The following is a 20,181-nucleotide window of genomic DNA, read 5'->3' on the forward strand; positions in this document are numbered from 1 at the left end:
TTAGCCTCCTCCCCGCGCCAGGTACACGAGTACGTAGAACGCCAGCCAGATTGCCATGACGATCGCCACCGCCAGCCCCGCCACGGCGAAGGCGCCGCGCGGCCCCTGCGCCACGATGGCGTCCACACGCTGCTGGTCGGCGCTGCCATCACTGTCCATCGGTTCCAGGATCATGGATTCTCCTTGTTAATCAGCCCTTCCAGGAATTACTCGACGGTCGCCGCGCGCAGTTCGCTCACCTCGCGCGCCGTCACCGGAGCGCCGCGGTTGCCCCAAGCGGTCCGGATATAGGTCACCACCGCCGCAACGTCGTCGTCCGACAGCTCATGGAAGAAAGGCGGCATCCCGTAGGGCATCGGATTGCGGCGCGTGCCAGGCGGGTAGCCGCCGTTGAGCACCATCCGGATCGGGTTGACGGCGGAAGTCATGGTGATCGACTGGTTGTTCGCCAGCGGCGGATAGTGCGGCAGCTTGCCACGCCCGCGCTCGCCATGGCAGCTGGCGCATTGCGCGTCATAGATGCGCCGGCCCTGCGCGAACTGCTGGGTGGCATGCGCGCGCGCGGGGGCCATGTCGGGATCGGTATTGACCGGCTGGTCCGCCGGCAGGCTCTTGAGGTAAACCGCCATCGCGCGCACGTCGGCGTCGGTCATGAACTGCAGGCTGTTGAAGGTGACCTCGGCCATTGGTCCGTAGACGGTGCCGCGGTTCGACACCCCTTTTTGCAGCAGGTCGACGATGTCCTGGATTTCCCAGTTGCCCAGCCCGGCCTCCTTGTTCGAGGTGAGCGAGGGCGCGTACCAGTTCTGCATCGGGATCAGGCCGCCTCGGAAGGCCTGCTCTTCCGACGAGCCGCCCAGCGCGTTGATCGGGGTATGGCACATGGCGCAGTGGCCCAGGCCCTGGACCAGGTAGGCGCCACGGTTCCATTCGGCGGACTTGCCCGGATCCGGCTGGTACTCACCCTCCTGGAAATAGAGCGTGCGCCAGCCGATCAGCAGCGAGCGGTTGTTGTAGGGGAAGCGCAGGTCGTGTTCGCGCGTCTGCATGCGCACCGCCGGCACCGAGCGCAGGTAGGCGAAGATCGCGTCGCTGTCGGCGCGCGTCACCTTGGTATAGCTCGCGAAGGGCATGGCCGGATAGAGCAGCTCGCCCTTGCGCGACTTACCAGTGCGCATCATGTTGAAGAACTCGGTAGCCGTCCAGTCGCCGATGCCGGTTTCACGGTCGGGCGTGATGTTCGGCGCATACAGCGTCCCGAAAGGCGTGGGCATGGGGCGGTTGCCCGAGAAAATTTTCCCACCAGGAATCGTATGACAGGCGATGCAATCGCCCGCCTGCGCCAGGTATTTGCCGCGCGCGATCAGTTCGGCGGACGCCATGCCGTCGACTTCGGTCCCGGCCCTGCTGTTCAGCAGTTCCGGCGGCCGCAGCCCGCGGCCCACCGTCAGGGCCAGGGCCACGCCAAGCACGATCACCCCGCCGGCAAGACCCCAGATCGTCGCTCGCTTGAACTTGGCAGATGTACTCATGGACGCATGCCTTTCACTTCGAATGGACCTGGCTGCCGCAGGGCATGGGCAGCGCCGTCGTATTCCCCTTCACGGGCCGGACATCGGTCACCGGCAGAGAACTCAGGTAGGCCGACACGGCGGCGACCTCCGTCTCGGTCAGGCTCGACGCGATTACCTGCATGCAGTCCGGAGCCAGCGCGGTACGTACGCCATAACGCCACGCGCCAAGCTGCGCGCTCACGTAGTCGGCACGCAAGCCCAGCAGGCCAGGAATGCCTGGTTCACGTCCCGCCAGGTCACTGCCATGGCAAGTGGCACAGGCAGGAATGCGGCGCGCCGGCACGCCGCCGGTGACGATCTGCTGTCCATCCCGCACCAGCTGCGGTAATGGCGGCTGCCCCGTCGTCGCCAGCGGCGGCGGGTTCTGGGCGGCGAAGTATTCCGCCATCTTGTAGAGATAGGCATCAGGCAGGTAGGCCAGCAGGTAGTTCATCGGAACGTACTTGCGGCGACCGTCCCGGAAGGCCACCAGCTGGTTGTAGAGGTAGCCTGCGGGCTTGCCGGCCAGGCGCGGGAAATAGACATTCTGGACGCCGCGCCCTGCAACACCGTGGCAGCTGACACAAGCCGCCACGCGTGCTTCCATCGTGTCCGGGACCTGCCCGTCCGACGACGGCACGGTGGGCACATTCCGGCTCTGTGCCGGAACGAGCTGCGATATGGAGCCCAGCAACAGGCATGCGAAAACGTGTGCAAGAGGCTTCAATTTCCCTCTCCCAGTGAACATCTGCGTCGGCAGTAAGCCACGCTACATATGTACAACGTAGCATGAGCTCTACTGGGATGTCGCACTTTTGTCCCGTCTGTTTGAGCCCGAGAGGAAATTGGCAAAACTGCCGGAAAAGTCGGCTACTGTGTAAGCTTCACGATCAACTTGCCGAAATTGCGTCCCTGCAGCAGGTCGATGAAGGCTGCCGGCGCCTTGTCCAGCCCTTCGACGATGTCCTCGCGGTAGCGCAGGCGCCCATCCCCTACCCACCCCTGCGCTTCCTGCAGGAAGGCGGGCCGCAGCTCGGCAAACTCGCGCTGGATGAAGCCGCGGATGTTCAGGCTCTTCGTCAGCACGTCGCGCATGAGCAGGGCCAGCCGGTCGACGCCGGGCGCAGCCTGCGGCAAGGCGTTGTACTGGGCAATCAGGCCGCACACCGGCACCCGGGCGAAGTCGTTCAGCAGCGGGAATACCGCATCCCACACCTTGCCGCCGACGTTCTCGAAATACACGTCGATGCCTTGCGGGCAGGCGCTTGCGAGCTGCTGCGCGAAATCGGGCGCGCGGTGGTCGACCACGGCGTCGAAGCCCAGCTCGTCGCGCACGAAAGCGCATTTGTCGGGATCGCCCGCGATGCCGACCGCACGCGCACCCTGGATGCGGGCGATCTGCCCCACCGCCGAGCCCACCGCGCCGCTCGCCGCGGCCACCACCACGGTCTCGCCCGGCCGGGGGCGGCCGATCTGCAGCAGGCCCGCCCAGGCCGTAAAGCCGGGCATGCCCAGCACGCCGAGCGCTGTGCTGGGCGGCGCCACCGCGGGGTCGAGCTTGCGCAGTCCAAGGCCATCGGACAGCGCATAGCGCTGCCAGCCCGAGTGCGACAGCACGATGTCGCCCACCGCATACTGCGCGTGGCGCGATGCGATGACGCGCGCCACGGTGCCGCCTTCCATGACGGCGCCGAGCGCGACCGGCTCCGCATACGATTTCGCATCGTCCATCCTGCCGCGCATGTAAGGGTCGAGCGACAGGTACAGGATTTCCAGCAGCAGCTGGCCATCGGCGGGAACCGGGCAAGGCTCCTCTACAATGCGGAAGTTCTCCGGCCGCGGCAGGCCCTCGGGACGGGAAGCGAGCAGGACCCGCTGGTTGCGTGCTGGTGTCATCGTCGGCATCCTCCGGATAAATAAGGAACAGACAATCCTACGCCGGATTCAGAAATTTTTCCGAAACAAGCCTGCGGCACAAAGCCCACATCCTCGTCGACGATTACAAGAACTTACAGAAATCCGACCATTGCCGCCTTCTCAACGGTTCGCGGCACTTGTACCATAGCCGTCATTCCCGTTTCATTACTCTTCACTAGAAAAGCACCATGACCTTCACCACCCTGTCCCGCGCGCTGTGCCTGGCCGCCTTCGCCGCCGCCGTCGCCGCTCCTGTCCACGCCACCAGCTTCACCTCGTCCGCCTCCAGCGCGGGCTCGGCCTCGTCGGGCAGCATCTCCGATTCGATCGGCGCTTCCAGCAACAGCTCGAGCGGCGAAGACCGCGTGGCCGCGGGCGAATACCGCGTGATCGACATCGCCCAGGCGCCGGGCAAGGCGGATACCACCCGCATGACCCTGCGCGCGGTCGCCGCCGGCCCGGTGCGCGAATTCACCCTCGACGTGCCGAACCGCGCACTGGCCGGACGCGACGTCGGCAAGGGCGAACTGGTGCAGGTCAGCGAACGCGTGTACGGCTTCGACTTCGCCCACGCCGACACCAAGCGCTCCTTCTTCCTGGCGCTGCAGGACGACTGGTACCGCGACCTGGCTTCGCGCAAGGTCACGATCTAAGCAATGTTCAGCAAGTTCGCCGCTGCCGCGCTCCTGCTGGGCGCGAGCGCGGCAGCGCAAGCCGGGCTGCCGGCCTTCTGCCAGCAGTCGATCGACATCAGCGCCGCCGAGCAGGACCGCGTGCTGCGCTTCGCCGGCGCGGTCAAGACCGAACTGGAACGTTCGGGAGCGCGCGTTGCCCTCATCGCGCGCGCCGGCCTCGACCTGAGCCGCTTCGGCCAGCTGTATTCGCACGCCGGCATCGCCCTGCGCGACAATCCCGGCGGCCCGTGGGCCGTGCGCCAGCTGTATTACGCCTGTGACGAATCGCGCCCACGCCTGTTCGACCAGGGCGTGGCCGGTTTCGCGCTGGGCGCCGACGCCCCCACGCGCGGCCATATCTCGCTGGTCTTCCTGCCCAGCGAAGACGCCGCCCTGCTCGAAGGCGCGGCGCTGGACAAGCGCCTGGCCCTGGCCCTGCTGGGCGGGGAGTACAGCGCCAATGCCTATGCCTACGGCACCCGCTACCAGAATTGCAACGGCTGGGTGGCCGAACTGCTCGCCAGCGCCTGGGGAGCGCGCGCGGATGGCGGCGCCGGCACGCACCCGCGCGAGGACGCGCAGGGCTGGCTGCGCGCGCAGGGCTATACCGCCGGCCCGGTCCGGATTCCCTCGCACTGGCTGATGTTTGCCGGGCAGTTCGTACCGCTGGTGCACATGAACGACCATCCGGTCGAAGACTTGCACGCGCTCGCGCTGCATACGAGCGTGCCGGCCTCGATCGAAGCCTTCGTGCGCCGCCGGGCGCCGGAAGCGCACCGCGTCGAGCTGTGCCACACGCAGGACCGCATCGTGGTGCGCCGCGGCTGGGAGCCGCTGGGCGCCGCCTGCGAGCCGGCGCCGGGCGACGACGTCATTCCACTGAACTGAACACCATCCAGGTTCTTCAGCCACGCACAACAAAAAGCCCCGCTCGCAGCGGGGCTTTTTGCAGAAACCGGTAGGGCTTACTTGGCGGCGTCCAAACATGAGGGTCAGGTCTGACATTCAGACACGAACTCGAGCGTTACCTTGCCGTATTGCTCAGCCCGTGTCCAAATGTCAGACCTGACCCCGACGTATGCACGAAACAAAAAGCCCTGCTCGTAGCAGGGCTTTTTGCAGAAAGCGGTAGGGCTTACTTGGCGGCGTCGGCCAGCTTGCGCAGCACGGCGGGCGATACCGAGTCGCGGCCACGGCTGAGCTGATAGAGGGTCCAGAGGTCGCCGCCGCTATTGTGGGCCGTGATGGGGGCCGGGGTAAGGAAGAGGCTGCGGATGAAATTGACGATGATGGCCATGATGTTATTTCCTGAGATCGCTATGGAGTAACTCCAGTATGCGCCCTTTCAGATAGAAATCAAATTGCGATCAATGATGATCGCCATTCACGAATCAACTATCTCTAGCACATGATTATTTGCTCACACATTTGTGCAAATGCATTGTGTGTTACACTCCAGCCCGCTGGCCAAGGCCAGCGTCAATATCCCTCTCGCCGGTAAGGGCCATAGCGCTGTGCGACAGTCTCGCAGCGATTGGTCCATACTGAACGCCTGTCATGCAGGCGATCCGTCAAGGTCAAGCTGGCAGTGCATGCCCGGCATCTTCATGCCCAGGCACCTGCTCCGCCCGACCCTGCCTGCGGTTACGCCCGGCCCTCCTGCTGGCCTGCGCCCGCACGCATCAATAAGGAGAACTCATGCAACTGCTCTGCTCTGCGGGCTTTATTTTTCTGATCGTCCTATGGGGCATTATTGCCCCGGACAACATGGCCGCCGTCTTCTCGGAGATGCTTGCCGCACTCACCCGCAACTTCGGCTGGTTCTACCTGTGGGTCGTGCTGGCCCTGGTCCTGTTCGCCGCCTTTGTCGCCTTCAGCCGCTACGGCGACCTCAAGCTCGGCGGCGAGGACGACGAACCGGAATTCGCGCTCGGCAGCTGGTTCTCCATGCTGTTCGCCGCCGGCATGGGCATCGGCCTGGTGTTCTGGGGCGTGGCCGAACCGGTTTCCCACTACGTCACCGCGCCGCCCGGCGTCACGGCCGGCACGCCGGAAGCGGCCAACGCCGCCATGCGCTACGTGTTCTTCCATTGGGGCATCCACCCCTGGGCCGTGTACAGCGTGGTGGCGCTGGCGATCGCCTTCTTCCAGTACCGGCGCGGCGGCAATTCATTGATCAGCACCGTTACCAGCTCGCTGCCCTGGCGTCCGATTCGCGCCATGTCGGGCCTGTTCAACGGCCTGGCGATCGTGGCCACGGCCTTCGGTGTGGCCGCCTCGCTCGGCGTCGGCGCGCTGCAGATCAACAGCGGCCTGAACGCCGTGTTCGGCGTCGCGATCAGCCCCACCGCGCAAGTCGTCATCATCATCGTGACCGCCGCCATGTTTCTCACTTCGGCCATCTCCGGCGTCGAGAAGGGCATCAAGTTGCTGTCGAATGCCAACATGATCGTGGCGGCGCTGCTGGCCGTCGCCGTGTTCCTGCTCGGGCCGACGGTCGCGATCATCGACACCTTCACCAATACCCTGGGCAGCTATGCCAGCGAGTTTGTCCGGATGAGCCTGCGCTCGACGCCCTTCCGCGACAGCAGCTGGGTCGGCAACTGGACCATCTTCTACTGGGCCTGGTGGATCTCGTGGTCGCCGTTCGTCGGCCTGTTCATCGCGCGCGTCTCGCGCGGCCGCACCATCCGCGAATTCATCCTCGGCACCGTGCTGGCGCCCTCGCTGGCGGCCTTCATCTGGTTCTCGATCTTCGGCGGCACCGCGCTCTACCTGGAGATCTGGCAGCACGTCCCGTTGGCCGAAGCCGTCAAGGCCGACCTGGCCACCGCCTTGTTCGCGCTGTTCGACGCCATGCCCTTCGGCCAGATCATGTCGGTGGTGGCCACACTGCTGGTGGTGGTGTTCTTCGTCACCTCGGGCGACTCGGCCGTGCTGGTGCTGGGCATGATGAGCCAGGACGGCAATCCGAATCCGACCACCCGCACCAAGCTGATCTGGGGCACCCTGATCGCCGGTATCGCCATCAGCCTGCTGCTGGCGGGCGGGATCGACGCCGTGCAGACCGCCACCATCCTGTTCGCCCTGCCCTTCGCCCTGGTGATCGTACTGATGGTCATCGCCCTGTGGCGGGGGCTGCGCGACGACTGGGAGGAAGAAGCACGCCGCGAACGCGCCCTGCGGCGCAAGATGCGCGAGATGGCGGCGCGCTAGCCGCCCGGGGAAGGGGCTGGAGGACGCGCGTGCCCGGGCTGTAGCCAAACTGGTATCATGCGCGTTTTCCGGACCCTGGCCCGACAGCGCGCCCGTCCCCACCCTACAGAACATCAAGAATGAATACACCGACCCAACTGCCCGGTTTCTTCGGCCGGCTTTCGATCGCCTTCGGCAGCTTCTTCAAATCGCTCGGCGATGCCGAATTCGCCGCGCGCGTGCGCGATGACGCGGTAGGCCCTGCCGTGGTTCCCACTCCGGCGCCGACGCCTGCCCCGACCCTTGCCCCGACGGCCGCGCCGACGCCGGCCCCTACCCCGGCGCCGACGCCTGTGCCAACTCCTGCGCCGCTGCGCGCCCCGAGCGCCGAGTCGGCCCTGCAGCTGCTGAGCCTGTTCCAGCGCGAAGCCCGCCTGATCGACTTTACCCAGGAAAACCTGAGCGCCTATTCGGACGCCGACATCGGCGCCGCCGCCCGCGTCGTGCATGAAGGCTGCGCGCGCGTGCTGCGCGAGCACTTCACCATCGAGCCGGTGCGCAGCGAAGCCGAAGGCGCCCGCGTCACGCTGGAAGAAGGCTTCGACGCCGCCAGCGTGCGCCTGACCGGCAACGTGGTTGGCCAGGCCCCGTTCAAGGGAACCTTGTCGCACCGCGGCTGGCGCGCCACCAAGGTCCAGCTGCCGCAGCTGGCGGAGAAGCACGACGCGCGCGTGCTGGCGCCAGCGGAGGTGGAACTGTGAGCGATCCACGCTATGCCATCGGCATCGACCTGGGCACCACCCACAGCGCCCTCTCCTATGTCGACCTGCAGGCCAGCGACGGCGAGAAGACCGTCGACGGCGTGCTGCCCGTTCCGCAGCTGAGCGGACCGGGCACCGTCGAGGCGCTGCCGCTGCTGCCCTCCTTCCTCTACCTGCCGCACCCGGACGAACTGGCCGCGGGCGAGACGGCGCTGCCCTGGAGTGCGGGCGGCGAAGGTTTCATCGCCGGCGAAATGGCGCGCAGCCGCGGCGCCACCACCCCGATCCGCCTGGTGTCCTCGGCCAAGAGCTGGCTGAGCCACCCGAGCGTGGACCGCCGCGCCGCGATCCTGCCGCACGACGCGCCGGAAGAAGTCACGCGCGTCTCGCCGCTGGAGGCATCCACCCGCTACCTGGCGCACCTGCGCCAGGCCTGGAACGCCGCCCATCCGGACGCGCGTTTTGAAGAGCAGCAGGTCACCGTCACCATTCCGGCCTCGTTCGACCCGGGCGCGCGCGAACTCACTGCAGAAGCCGCACGCAACGCCGGCTTCGCTCCGACCCTGCTGGAAGAGCCGCAGGCGGCCCTGTACAGCTGGATCCAGGGAAGCAAAGGCGCCTGGCGCAAGCAGGTCAAGGCCGGCGACATCGTGCTGGTCGTGGACGTGGGCGGCGGCACCAGCGACTTCTCGCTGATCGCCATCCTCGAGCGTGACGGCAAGCTCGAACCGCACCGCGTGGCGGTGGGCGACCACATCCTGCTGGGCGGCGACAACATGGACCTGGCCCTGGCCCACTTCGTGGCGCGCAAGCTCCAGGCGAACGGCACCCAGCTCGATTCCTGGCAGATGCGCGCCCTCACCTACGGCTGCCGCAGCGCCAAGGAACACCTGCTGGCCGACGCCAACGCCACCGTGTGGCCGATCGTGGTGCCGAGCCGCGGCTCGAAACTCATCGGCGGCTCGATCCGCACCGAACTCACGCGCGACGAAGTCACCGCCTTCATCACCGACGGCTTCTTCCCGCGCGTCGAGGCAAGCGCACGCCCGGCCACGCGCCAGCGCGCCGGCCTGACCCAGGTCGGCCTGCCCTATGCACAGGACGCCGCGATCACCAAGCACCTGGCCGCCTTCCTGGCGCGCCAGGCCGGCGCCACCGCCGAGCTCGAAGGTTTCGCAGGCCGCGTGAACGCGGAACACACTTTCCTGCACCCGAGCGCGGTGCTGTTCAACGGCGGCGTGTTCAAGTCGAACATCCTGGCCCAGCGCGTGATGGACACCATCAACGACTGGCTCTACATGGAAGGCGCCGAGCCGGCGCGCATGCTCGAAGGCGCGGACCTCGACCTGGCGGTGGCGCGCGGCGCGGCCTACTTCAGCTACGCGCGGCGCGGCGGCGGCGTGCGCATCCGCGGCGGCACGGCCCGTTCCTACTACGTCGGCGTGGAATCCTCGATGCCGGCGATCCCCGGATTGGCCCCGCCGATCGAAGCCCTGTGCGTGGCGCCCTTCGGCATGGAAGAAGGCAGCGAACTCGAACTGCCGGGCCAGGAATTCGGCCTGGTGGTGGGCGAGCCGGTCACCTTCCGCTTCTTCGGCTCCACCACGCGTCGCCAGGACCGCATCGGCGAGGTGCTCGAGTTCTGGGGTCCGGACGAGCTGCAGGAGATGAACGAAATCCAGGCGACCCTGCCGGCGGAAGGCCGTGTCGCGGGCGATGTGGTGCAGGTCAAGCTGCACGCGCTGGCAACCGATGCCGGCACCCTGGAACTGGCCGCGGTATCGCGTGAAGGCCAGCGCTGGAAGATCGAGTTCGACGTTCGCAACGCGCCCGACCAGCAGTGAAGCCGCAGTGACGCAATACCTCGTCAGCATCGACCTGGGCACCACGAATACGGTGCTCGCCTACGCCCTGCCCGGCGGAGGGCAGGTCGAGCTGCTGGCCATCGAGCAGCTGGTGGCGCCCGGCGAGGTCGCCGCGGCGCCGCTGCTGCCCTCGATGCGCTATCACCCCGCCGAGGGCGAACTCGCCCCCGGCGAACTCCAGCTCCCCTGGAGACAGCAGGACCCGGCCGGAGTTGAACGCGTTGCCGTTGGCCGGCTGGCGCGCGTGCTCGGCGCGCAAACGCCCGGACGGCTGGTGGCCAGCGCCAAGAGCTGGCTGTCGCATGCGGGTGTGGACCGTATGGCCGCCATCCTGCCCTGGGGCGCCGAGGATGCCGACGTGGCGAAGGTATCGCCCGTCGCGGCCAGCGCCAGCTACCTGGCGCACCTGCGCGCGGCCTGGAACCGGCGCTTTCCCACCGCGCCGCTGGAAGCCCAGCAGATCGTCCTTACCGTGCCCGCTTCCTTCGACGAGGGCGCACGTGCGCTTACGTTCGAAGCGGCGCGCATGGCCGGCCTGCCCGAGCTGCGCCTGCTGGAAGAACCGCAGGCCGCCCTCTACGACTGGCTGTACCGCCACCGCGCCAGCCTGGCCCAGGACCTGGCGCAGACGCGCCTGGTGCTGGTGGCCGACGTCGGCGGCGGCACCACCGACTTCAGCCTGGTCAAGGTCGAGCTGGGAGAAGACGGCCAGCCGAAGCTCACGCGCATCGGCGTAGGCAACCACCTGATCCTTGGCGGCGACAACATGGACCTGGCGCTGGCGCACCTGGCCGAATCGCGCCTGGGCAATCCCGAACGCCTGTCCGCCGGCCGTCTTGCACAGCTGACGGAACGCTGCCGCGCGGCGAAGGAACAGCTGCTTGCGCCGGACGCGCCTGAACAGGTCAACGTGACCCTGCTGGGCAGCGGCGCGCGCCTGATCGGCGGCAGCCGCTCGGCCACCATCACGCGCGAGGACGTGCAGCGCATCGTGCTCGACGGCTTCCTGCCGCCGAACGAAGCGCAGGAGCCGGCCAAGCGCGCCAGGACCGGCATCGTCGAATTCGGCCTGCCGTATGCGAGCGATCCGGCGATCACGCGCCACCTCGCCGGTTTCCTGCGCCAGCATGCGCAGGCCGCGCGCGAAGCGCTCGGCAAGGTGGACGACACTAAGGATGACGGCGCGCTGCCGGTGCCCGACGCCCTGCTGCTCAACGGCGGCGTGTTCCGCGGCGCGGCGCTGGCCCAGCGCCTGGCGGACGTGCTGTCACACTGGCGCGGCGCGCCTGTGCAGGTGCTGCACAACGAGGACCCGGACGTGGCGGTGGCGCGCGGCGGTGTCGCCTACTCGCTGGCGCGCGCCGGCCAGGCGCCGTCGATCGAAAGCGGCTCGGCGCGCAACTACTACCTGCTGCTCGACGCGCAGCAATCCGGCGACACGCTGCGCGCGGTCTGCCTGCTGCCACGCGGTGCCCCCGCCGGTGAAGAAGTCCGCCTGGCGGGCCGCAGCTTCGCCCTGCGCCTGGGGCGGCCGGTGCGCTTTCACCTGGTTTCCATGACCGCCGACCCGGGCGGCGTACTGCCGCAGCCGGGCGACTTGCTCGACCTGCCGGCGGCCGACATCGTGCGCCTGCCCGCCATTTCGACGGTCCTGCGCAGCAAGCGCAGCGCCGACATTCCGGTGCAGCTGGCCATCGTACTGTCCGAGGTAGGCACGCTCGAGGTCTTCTGCGTGGCCGAGGAAGACGCGACCCAGCGCTGGCGCCTCGAGTTCCAGCTGCGTGCACAAGATGAGGAGCCAACCGAGGACCTCGATCTGCCGCCGGAACTGGACGACGCCATCGCACGCATCGACCGCATCTTCGGCAACCGCTCGCAGCAGGTCGACCCGCGCGAGGTGCGCCAGCTGCGCGCCTCGCTCGAACACCTGCTGGGCGGACGCGAACGCTGGACCACGCCGCTGCTGCGCCGCCTGTTCGACGCCCTGCTGGCGCGCGCCAGGGGCCGCCGCCGCTCCGCCGAGCACGAGCGCGTGTGGCTGAACCTGGCCGGCTACTGCCTGCGTCCGGGCTTCGGCCATCCGCTCGACGAATGGCGCATCGAGCAGCTGTGGGCGATGTTCGAGCTAGGTGCCCAGTACCACAAGGATAGCCAGGTGCGCGCCGAATGGTGGACGCTGTGGCGGCGCGTGGCCGGCGGCCTCTCCGTCGAAGCCCAACTACGCCTGCTCGACGACTTCGCCTTCAACCTGCAGGCCGACGAATCCGAGCGCGGCCGCCGTCCGGTGACGCTGGTGGACGGCAGCGAGGACGACATGCTGCGCGTCGGCGCCTCGCTGGAGCGCATCCCGTCCGCCTACAAGGCCGAGATCGGCGACTGGCTCGTCCAGCAGATCATGGAGATGCCGCCAGCGGCCAAGATCGATGCGCGCGCCGCGGCGCGCTACGGACGCTACCTGTGGGCCCTGGGACGCGTGGGTGCGCGCCAATCCTTCCACGGCGCCGCCCACGAGGTGGCGCCCAGCACCTCCGCCGAAAGCTGGCTGGGCCAGCTCCTGCAGCTCGACTGGAAGAAGATCGAGCCGGCCGGTTTTGCCGCCGCCCACATCGCCCGCATGACCGGCGACCGCTCGCGCGACATCGGCCAGGCGGTCCGCGACGAGGTGCTGCGGCGCCTGTCGTCCAGCGGCGCGCCAGCCAGCTGGTCGGCCATGGTGCGCGAGGTGGTCGAACTCGACCAGGCCGTCGAGACCCGCATGCTGGGCGATGCGCTGCCACCGGGACTCAAGCTGCTGCGCTAGCAAAACACGAAATCCTCATTCGATCTCGGCAGCGCGCACATTACGGCACGTACGCTGAACCACGCAAACCCCGCAACGGGAACCAGCAGCAACCAGAACGCAGACATGATCGACTCCTTCAGTTCAGCTCGATTTCGCACAGGTGTGCGAAAATCAGTTCAAAAAAAGGGACAGGCGTGACCGGTCCCGCTTTGCACATCCCTATTCCAGATCGTTGAAACTCTTGTACGTCGATATCAGGCGGTTGAACGCCCACTGCGCCCGCCGCGGCACCGCATTCGCGCGCAGGAAGCGCGCGTCGTGCATCACTCCGATCGCCAGGCTGTAGATCTCGAACACCAGCTGCTCGGGTTCGGTGTCGGGCCGCAGGTGCCCGGCTTCCATCGCCTGCAGCACCGTCTTGCGCAGCGAGGCGCGCCAGCGCGTCACCCCGGCTTCGATGCGGTCGCGCAGCGGTCCGGGCACGTCGTCGAACTCGAAGGCGCCGGCGGTGTACAGGCAGCCCCCGCGCGCGGTCTCGTTGCCGATCTTCTTCAGCCACAGCTCGACCTGCATCGTCAGGCGCGGCAGGCCGCGCGGCGCCTGCAGCGCCGGCACGAACACTTCCTCGCTGAAGCGGCGGTCGTATTCGTCCAGCACCGCGTCCTGCAGGGCTTCGAGCGAGCCGACGCGCGAGAACACGCCGCTCTTGCTGATGCCGGTGCGCTTGGACAGTTCGCCCAGCGACACCTTGCCGATGCCCTCGCCAGCGGCCATGTCGTAGGCGGCCGCGAGGATCGTCGCGTAGGTGGCTTCGCTTTTGGCTGTGGTATTCATGCCCTTACTTTAGCACAGGTGTGCGAAACAGCAAGGCATTTTGTTTCTTTCCATCGAGCTAGCGAATGCCCCGTCTTGCCGATCATGGCTACCATCGTTCCGCCAGACGAGACCAGCAGGAGTGCAACCCTTATCTTCAGGAGAAAAAATGGATTCCGATAACAAGCAGAACGGCGAGACCGTGGAACCTTCGCGCCGCCGCTTCGTCAGCACCGTCGCCACCGGCCTCGCGGCCGGCGCCGCGGCCGTTCCCGCGATGGCCCAGCAGGCCGGCGCCGCCAACCAGCCGCCGCCCGGGCGCGCCCGCGAAGCGGCGATGCGCTACCCGGCCCCACCCTTCCCCAAGCAGGAGCAGCCCTGGCCGGGACTGGCCAGCAAGATGACGCCGCGCCCGGACCATGGCGAGACCACCTACCGCGGCAGCGGACGCCTGGCCGGACGCAAGGCCCTGGTGACGGGCGGCGATTCGGGCATCGGCCGCGCCGCCGTGATCGCCTTTGCGCGCGAAGGCGCGGACGTGGCCATCAACTACCTGCCGGCCGAGGAGCCGGATGCCCAGGAGGTGGTGCAGCTGATCCGGCAGGCGGGCCGCAAGGCGGTCGCCATCCCCGGCGACATCCGCGACGAAGCCTTCTGCCGCAAACTGGTGGACGAAGCCGTGCGCCAGCTGGGCGGGCTCGACATCCTGGTCAACAACGCCTCGCGCCAGAAGTCGGCCGACTCGATCCTCGATATCTCGACGGCCGATTTCGACTGGACCTTCAAGACCAATGTGTATGCGATGTTCTGGATCACCAAGGCCGCGCTGCCGCATCTCAAGCCCGGCAGCTGCATCATCAACACCGCTTCGCAGCAGGCCTACGATCCATCGGAGAACCTGCTGGACTATTCCATGACGAAGGCGGCCGAGGTGGCGATGACCAAGTCGCTGGCCAAGCAGCTGGCATCGAAAGGGATCCGGGTGAATGCGGTGGCGCCGGGGCCGGTGTGGACGCCCTTGCAGGTATCGGGTGGCCAGACGCAGGAGAACCTGAAGAGCTTCGGTGGCCACACGCCGATGAAGCGGCCGGGCCAGCCGGCCGAGCTGGCGGCCACCTATGTGACCCTGGCCTCGGACGAGTCGAGCTACACCACCGCGCACGTCTACGGCGTATCGGGCGGCGGCGGCAACCCTTGACGGGGCCCTGAGACTGGCGCGCGGGCCGGGGCCAGCCCGCGCGCTGCGCCCCGGTTCAGCGGCGGCCGAACCAGCTCAGGCGGGCGAAAAAGGAAGCGACGGTGTTCGTGATCGAGCGGGTCGGAATGCGTTGGCTGAACAGGCCGGTGTAGTTGCAGCGCGAATTGACGGTCATTTCTTTTCTCTCCGAAACATTACTTGGCACAATAACCATGCTGCAAATACTGTTCTGTGCGCTAACTCGCATAGCGCGCCGGGAGACCGTCGCCTGGCGCGCGCGCCCTCGCACGATTGCGCCATATCATGCGACCAGCAGGGCTGCGTTCTACCCTGCTTCGTGGCCAACCAACGACCTAGGAGGTGTGCGATGAGCTACGCAGATCGTGACAAATATGGCATGTACAAGGACACCCGCAGTACCGGTCCCGGCCCTGAGCTGATGGGCGCCGACACGCTGATCGGAGACAGCGTCGTCAATGCGCAGGAGGAAGATCTCGGCGACATCAAGGAAATCATGCTCGACATGCAGACCGGCCAGGTCGCCTATGCGGTGCTGGGCTTCGGCGGCTTCCTCGGCCTGGGCGAAAAGCTGTTCGCCGTGCCCTGGCAGGCCCTGCACCTGGACACCGCGAACAAGCGCATGGTGCTCAACGTGGACAAGGAAAGGCTGAAGAACGCGCCCGGCTTCGACAAGGACGCCTGGCCCGACATGAGCGACCTGAACTGGGCCAACGGCATCCACAGCTTCTACGGCACCGATCCACAGCGCTCCGGCGCGCCCAGCATGGGGCCGGGCACGACGATGGGCGGCATGGTGGGCGGCGCCGGCAGCAGCTCCGCAATGGGCAGCGGCATGGGTTCCAGCATGGGAGCAGGATCGGCCGGCAGCACCGGCGGCGCCGGCAGCAGCCTGGGCGCCAGCGTCGGCTCGGGGAGCGTGCATGGCGACTCCTACGGCGTCGGCGGCAGCGCCGATCCGCGGCCCGGGCATGATGGGGACGACAAGGACCTGAGCCGTATCCGCGGCAGCAATATCGGTTGAGTGTTCATGCTGAACAGCCGATAGCGCAAATAGCAACCGTTAGAATTTGCACGTCATCCCGGCGAAGGCCGGGATCCAAGTTCTTCCGCAGTACCACTAACGGTACGGACTCCGGAAGCAAGATTGGATCCCGGCCTGCGCCGGGATGACGGTTTCACGGACAGTGGTCCCAAGGGCGCTTACGGCTGCCCGCTCACCGAATCATCGACTCCCACACCTTCTGCAGGCGCTTGGCCGACACCGGCATCGGCGTGCGCAGCTCCTGCGCGAACAGCGACACCCGCAGTTCCTCCAGCATCCAGCGGAACTCGGTCATGCGCGGGTCGTTGTTCTTGCCGGCCTGGTTCTTGAGCGTGCGCTGGAACTGGCTGGCCGCGTTCTGCCACTCCGCCATCAGCTGCGCATCGCGCGAGGGATTGCCGCGCAGCTTCTCGATACGCACATTGATCGCCTTCAGGTAGCGCGGGAAGTGCGCCAGCTGGCTGTACTCGTTGTCCGCGATGAAGCGCTTGTGGATCAGCCCCTGCAGCTGCGACTGGATGTCCTGCTGCACCGCCGGCGGCAGGCTCTGGATGCGCTTCGGCATGCCGTGGAACTCCGCCAGGATCGAGCCCACCAGGCGCGCGATCTCGTTGATCAGGAGGCCGATGCGCCCCTTGCCCTCGTCCTTGCGCTTGTTGAACTCTCCGGAGTTGATCGGCAGCGGGTCCTGCAGGCAGGCGATGTCGATCGCCTTGGCGATGATCTGGTCGCGCAGGTCTTCCTGCGTGCCCACGCTCATGAACTGCATGCCCATCCCTTGCAGGCCGGGGATGTTCTTCTCGGCGAATTTCAGCTGGTCCTTCAGCTGCAGCGCGAACAGGCGGCGCAGGCCGATGCGGTGGGTGCGCGCCGCCACGTTCGGGTCGTCGAACACTTCCAGGTCGCAGTGCGTGCCCTTGTCCACCAGCGCCGGGAAGCCGATCAAGGTCAGCTTGCCCTGCGTGATCTCCAGCAATTCCGGCAGCTCGCCGAAGCTCCAGGTGGTGAGACCCGTGTGCTGGATCGCGCCCGGCGCCGGCGCAGCGGGCGCGGCGCCTGATGCCTGGCCAGCCGATTTCGTGACCGGCGCATTGCCCTTCCCCTTTGCCGGAACAGGAGCGGCCGGCGCCGCCTGCAGCTTCGCAGGCGCGGCCGTCGGCGTGGCTTCCGCCATCTTCTGGAAGCTCTGGCGCGCCTGGCCGCCCAGCTCGGCCTGCAGGGTCGCCAGGTTGCGGCCCATGTCGAGCTGGCGCCCGTGCTCGTCGATCACCTTGAAGTTCATGAACAGGTGCGCCGGCAGGGTCTCGAGCTTGAAGTCGCCCGTGAGCACGCGCGCACTGGTGTGCATGTGGATGTCGGCGATCAGGGCGTCGACCAGGTCGCCCTTGGCGAAGCGCAGCGGATCCTGGTGGCGCTCGAAGAACTTGGCCGCGTACTCCGGCAGCGGCACGCAATGGCGGCGCAGCTTCTGCGGCAGGGATTTGAGCAGCAGGTGCACCTTCTCCTTCAGCATGCCCAGCACCAGCCAGCCCGCACGCTCCTGGGGAATCTGGTTCAGCGCAAACAGCGGCACCGCCAGGGTCACGCCGTCGCGCGGGCTGCCCGGTTCGAAGTGATAGGTCAGGCCCATCTCGATGCCGGTGACGTTCATCGTCTTCGGGAACAGCTCGGTGGTGACGCCGGCCGCCTCGTGCCGCATCAACTCTTCGCGGACCAGGAACAAGAGCTTCGGGTTGTCGCGCGAGGCGTCCTTGTACCACTTCTCGAAACCCGCGCCGTTCACGACCGTGTGCGGGATTTCCTTGTCATAGAAGGCGGCGATCAGCTGCTCGTCCACCAGCACGTCGAGGCGCCGCGACTTGTGCTCGAGGTTCTCGATCTCGCGCACCAGCTTGTGGTTGTGCGCGTAGAAAGGCGCGCGCGTCTCGTAGTCGCCCGCCACCAGCGCGTCGCGGATGAAGATCTCGCGCGCTTCAAGCGGGTTGTGCTGGCTGTAGTTGATGCGGCGGTTGCTGTACACGACGATGCCGTACAGGGTGGCGCGCTCGAGCGCCGTCACCTGGGCCTGGCGCTTTTCCCAGCGCGGCTCGCCCCAGGATTTCTTGAGCAGGTGGGCACCGATCTTTTCCACCCATTCCGGCTGGATCTGCGCGATGGTGCGCGCGTACAGGCGCGCGGTCTCGACCAGTTCGGCCGCCATCACCCAGCGTCCCGGCTTCTTGGCGAGGTAGGAACCCGGCCAGATGTGGAACTTGATGCCGCGCGCGCCCAGGAACACCGGCTCGTCCTCGGCCTTGAAGCCGATGTTCCCCAGCAGGCCGGTGAGCAGGGCCATGTGCAGCTGGTTGTAGGTGGCCGGCGCGGCATTCAGGCGCCAGCCCTGCTCGCGCGCCACGGTGAGCAGCTGCGAATGCACGTCGCGCCACTCGCGCAGGCGCAGCTGCGACAGGAAGTTGGCGCGGCAGTTCTCCTGCAGCTGGCGGTTCGACTTCTTGTGTGCGATGGCGTCCTCGAACCAGGCCCAGATCTTCAGGTAGCTGAGGAATTCGGACTTCTCGTCGGCGAACTTCTTGTGCTTCTCGTCGGCCTGCTGCTGGTACTCGATCGGGCGGTCGCGCGGATCTTGGGTGGACAGCGCCGAGGCCACGATCAGCATCTCGGTCAGGCAATCGTTGTCGACCGCGGCCAGGATCATGCGGCCCACGCGCGGGTCGAGCGGCAGCTTGGCCAGCTTCCTGCCCAGCGGGGTCAGCTCGTTGGCGTCGTCGACCGCGCCGACTTCCTGCAGCAGCTGGTAGCCGTCGGCGATCGCGCGGCCCTGCGGCGGCTCGATGAAGGGGAAGGTCTCGACGTCGGTCAGGTGCAGCGACTTCATGCGCAGGATGACCGAGGCCAGCGAGGAACGCAGGATCTCCGGATCCGCGAACTTCGGACGCTTGTTGAAATCGTCCTCCTCGAACAGGCGGATGCAGACGCCGTCGGCCACGCGGCCGCAGCGGCCGGCGCGCTGGTTGGCCGAGGATTGCGCCACCGGCTCGATCTGCAGCTGCTCGACCTTGTTGCGGAAGCTGTAGCGTTTGACGCGCGCCAGGCCCGTGTCGACCACGTAGCGGATGCCCGGCACGGTCAGCGAGGTCTCGGCCACGTTGGTGGCCAGCACGATGCGGCGCGCATTGGTGGTCTTGAACACGCGGTCCTGTTCCTCCACCGACAGGCGGGCGAACAGGGGCAGGATCTCGACATGCGGCGGATGGTGCTTGCGCAGGCTTTCCGCGCAGTCGCGGATCTCGCGCTCGCCCGGCAGGAACACCAGCACGTCGCCCGAACCGATGCGGCACAGCTCATCGACGGCGTCGACCACCGCTTCCATCAGGTCGCGCTTTTCGCGCGCCACCTGCGCCTTCGGGGCCGGTTCGCCGGGCTTGGCATTGGTGCTTGTCACCGGGTCGCGGTCCACCGGACGATATCGCACCTCCACCTTGTACAGGCGGCCCGAGACCTCGATGACGGGCGCCGGCATTGAAGGCGTGCCGAAGTGGCGCGAGAAGCGCTCGGCGTCGATGGTCGCCGAGGTGATGATCACCTTCAGGTCCGGACGGCGGGGCAGCAGCTGCTTCAGGTAGCCGAGCAGAAAGTCGATGTTCAGGCTGCGCTCGTGCGCTTCGTCGATGATGATCGTGTCGTAGGCGCGCAGCAGCGGGTCGGTCTGCGTTTCGGCCAGCAGGATACCGTCGGTCATCAGCTTGACCGAGGCGCCCTTCGACAGGGTGTCGTTGAAGCGCACCTTGAAGCCCACGTGCTCGCCCAGCGGCGAGCCGAGTTCCTGCGCGATGCGCTTCGCGGTGCTCGATGCGGCGATACGGCGCGGCTGGGTGTGGCCGATCAGGCCCTTCTGGCCGCGGCCCAGCTCCAGGCAGATCTTCGGCAGCTGGGTGGTTTTACCGGAGCCGGTTTCGCCCGACACGATCACGACCTGGTTCTCGCTCACCGCCTTCGCGATCTCGGCGCGGCGGCTCGAGACCGGCAGGTCTTCGGGGAAGGTGATCACGGGGAGCGGGTTGCGGAAAGGCGCAAGCTCGGCACGCTCGCGCGGCGGCTTGGCGCCGCCCTGCCCGTTCGCCGGACGCTGGCCATTGTCGTTGCGCGGCGCTGGTGCGCGGCGCGGTCCGCTGCGTTCCGCGCTACCCGGCTGCCTGGTCTGCAGTTCGCCATCGCGCGTCTGCGTCATTGACATGCGCGTCTGCGACGCACGGGTCTCGCCCTCCGGCCGCCCATTGCGTGGATCGGTAGCGGAAGTGTTCCGGGATGCGGCGCGCGCCTGCTGAGGCGAAGGCTTGTTACTCTGTTCAGACATTGATTT

General features: G+C 67.2%; 15 protein-coding genes. 8 read left to right on the forward strand and 7 right to left on the reverse strand.

All coding sequences use genetic code 11. The features are described from left to right. From B2R83_RS17585 to B2R83_RS17600, 4 genes are all read right to left on the reverse strand, one after another. Window positions 1–174, reverse strand: a complete 174-nt coding sequence (locus B2R83_RS17585; RefSeq protein ID WP_169728088.1) for a hypothetical protein — start codon at window positions 172–174, stop codon at window positions 1–3. Window positions 175–206: 32 nt separating this feature from the next. Continuing rightward, window positions 207–1,532: a c-type cytochrome gene (locus B2R83_RS17590; protein WP_081926047.1), complete on the reverse strand. Its 1,326-nt coding sequence runs from the start codon at window positions 1,530–1,532 to the stop codon at window positions 207–209. Between the two features lie 13 nt (window positions 1,533–1,545). After that, window positions 1,546–2,160 carry a c-type cytochrome gene (locus B2R83_RS17595; RefSeq protein ID WP_152571027.1) on the reverse strand — a complete coding sequence of 205 codons (615 nt, stop codon included), beginning with the start codon at window positions 2,158–2,160 and terminating at the stop codon, window positions 1,546–1,548. Window positions 2,161–2,423: 263 nt separating this feature from the next. Then, window positions 2,424–3,449 (reverse strand): NADP-dependent oxidoreductase, encoded by a 1,026-nt coding sequence (locus B2R83_RS17600; protein ID WP_292043966.1) that lies wholly within the window; start codon window positions 3,447–3,449, stop codon window positions 2,424–2,426. Between the two features lie 209 nt (window positions 3,450–3,658). Between B2R83_RS17600 and B2R83_RS17605 the strand changes: the two genes are divergently transcribed. Both B2R83_RS17605 and B2R83_RS17610 read left to right on the forward strand, forming a co-directional pair. Next, window positions 3,659–4,123, forward strand: a complete 465-nt coding sequence (locus B2R83_RS17605; protein WP_292043967.1) for a hypothetical protein — start codon at window positions 3,659–3,661, stop codon at window positions 4,121–4,123. A gap of 3 nt (window positions 4,124–4,126) precedes the next feature. Continuing rightward, on the forward strand, window positions 4,127–5,032 hold the full coding sequence (locus tag B2R83_RS17610; protein WP_292043968.1) for a DUF2145 domain-containing protein: 906 nt from the start codon (window positions 4,127–4,129) through the stop codon (window positions 5,030–5,032). Window positions 5,033–5,279: 247 nt separating this feature from the next. On the opposite strand, the gene B2R83_RS17615 is transcribed toward B2R83_RS17610, so the two are convergent. Beyond that, entirely contained in the window at window positions 5,280–5,441 is a 162-nt protein-coding gene (locus B2R83_RS17615) for a hypothetical protein (protein ID WP_292043969.1), read from the reverse strand. Window positions 5,442–5,842: 401 nt separating this feature from the next. Here B2R83_RS17615 and B2R83_RS17620 point away from each other — a divergent pair, with 401 nt between their 5' ends. From B2R83_RS17620 to B2R83_RS17635, 4 genes are all read left to right on the forward strand, one after another. Next, window positions 5,843–7,360, forward strand: a complete 1,518-nt coding sequence (locus B2R83_RS17620; protein WP_292043970.1) for a BCCT family transporter — start codon at window positions 5,843–5,845, stop codon at window positions 7,358–7,360. 119 nt (window positions 7,361–7,479) lie between these two features. Further along, a complete protein-coding gene (locus B2R83_RS17625; protein ID WP_292043971.1) occupies window positions 7,480–8,100 on the forward strand; it encodes a DUF2760 domain-containing protein in 621 nt (206 codons plus the stop codon). Continuing rightward, a complete protein-coding gene (locus tag B2R83_RS17630; protein ID WP_292043972.1) occupies window positions 8,097–9,944 on the forward strand; it encodes an Hsp70 family protein in 1,848 nt (615 codons plus the stop codon). Before B2R83_RS17625 ends, B2R83_RS17630 begins: the two co-directional genes overlap by 4 nt. Before the next feature lie 7 nt (window positions 9,945–9,951). Then, entirely contained in the window at window positions 9,952–12,765 is a 2,814-nt protein-coding gene (locus tag B2R83_RS17635) for an Hsp70 family protein (protein WP_292043973.1), read from the forward strand. Window positions 12,766–12,966: 201 nt separating this feature from the next. Here B2R83_RS17635 and B2R83_RS17640 read toward each other — a convergent pair whose 3' ends face one another. After that, window positions 12,967–13,581 carry a TetR/AcrR family transcriptional regulator gene (locus B2R83_RS17640; RefSeq protein ID WP_292043974.1) on the reverse strand — a complete coding sequence of 205 codons (615 nt, stop codon included), beginning with the start codon at window positions 13,579–13,581 and terminating at the stop codon, window positions 12,967–12,969. 148 nt (window positions 13,582–13,729) lie between these two features. On the opposite strand from B2R83_RS17640, the gene B2R83_RS17645 reads away from it, so the two are divergent. Together B2R83_RS17645 and B2R83_RS17650 are read left to right on the forward strand one after the other, a co-directional pair. Beyond that, the gene (locus tag B2R83_RS17645) at window positions 13,730–14,758 is read left to right on the forward strand and encodes an SDR family oxidoreductase (RefSeq protein WP_292043975.1); all 1,029 of its coding nucleotides are present in this window, start codon (window positions 13,730–13,732) and stop codon (window positions 14,756–14,758) included. Window positions 14,759–15,125: 367 nt separating this feature from the next. Next, window positions 15,126–15,800, forward strand: coding sequence for a PRC-barrel domain-containing protein (locus B2R83_RS17650; protein ID WP_292043976.1), 675 nt, complete (start codon window positions 15,126–15,128; stop codon window positions 15,798–15,800). A gap of 193 nt (window positions 15,801–15,993) precedes the next feature. Here B2R83_RS17650 and hrpA read toward each other — a convergent pair whose 3' ends face one another. Then, complete coding sequence (gene hrpA / locus B2R83_RS17655; protein ID WP_414674445.1) at window positions 15,994–20,175, reverse strand: ATP-dependent RNA helicase HrpA; 4,182 nt, start codon at window positions 20,173–20,175, stop codon at window positions 15,994–15,996. Window positions 20,176–20,181: the final 6 nt, after the last annotated feature.

The sequence above is a fragment of the Massilia sp. UBA6681 genome, from assembly GCF_002454935.1.
Lineage (GTDB): Bacteria > Pseudomonadota > Gammaproteobacteria > Burkholderiales > Burkholderiaceae_D > Telluria > Telluria varians.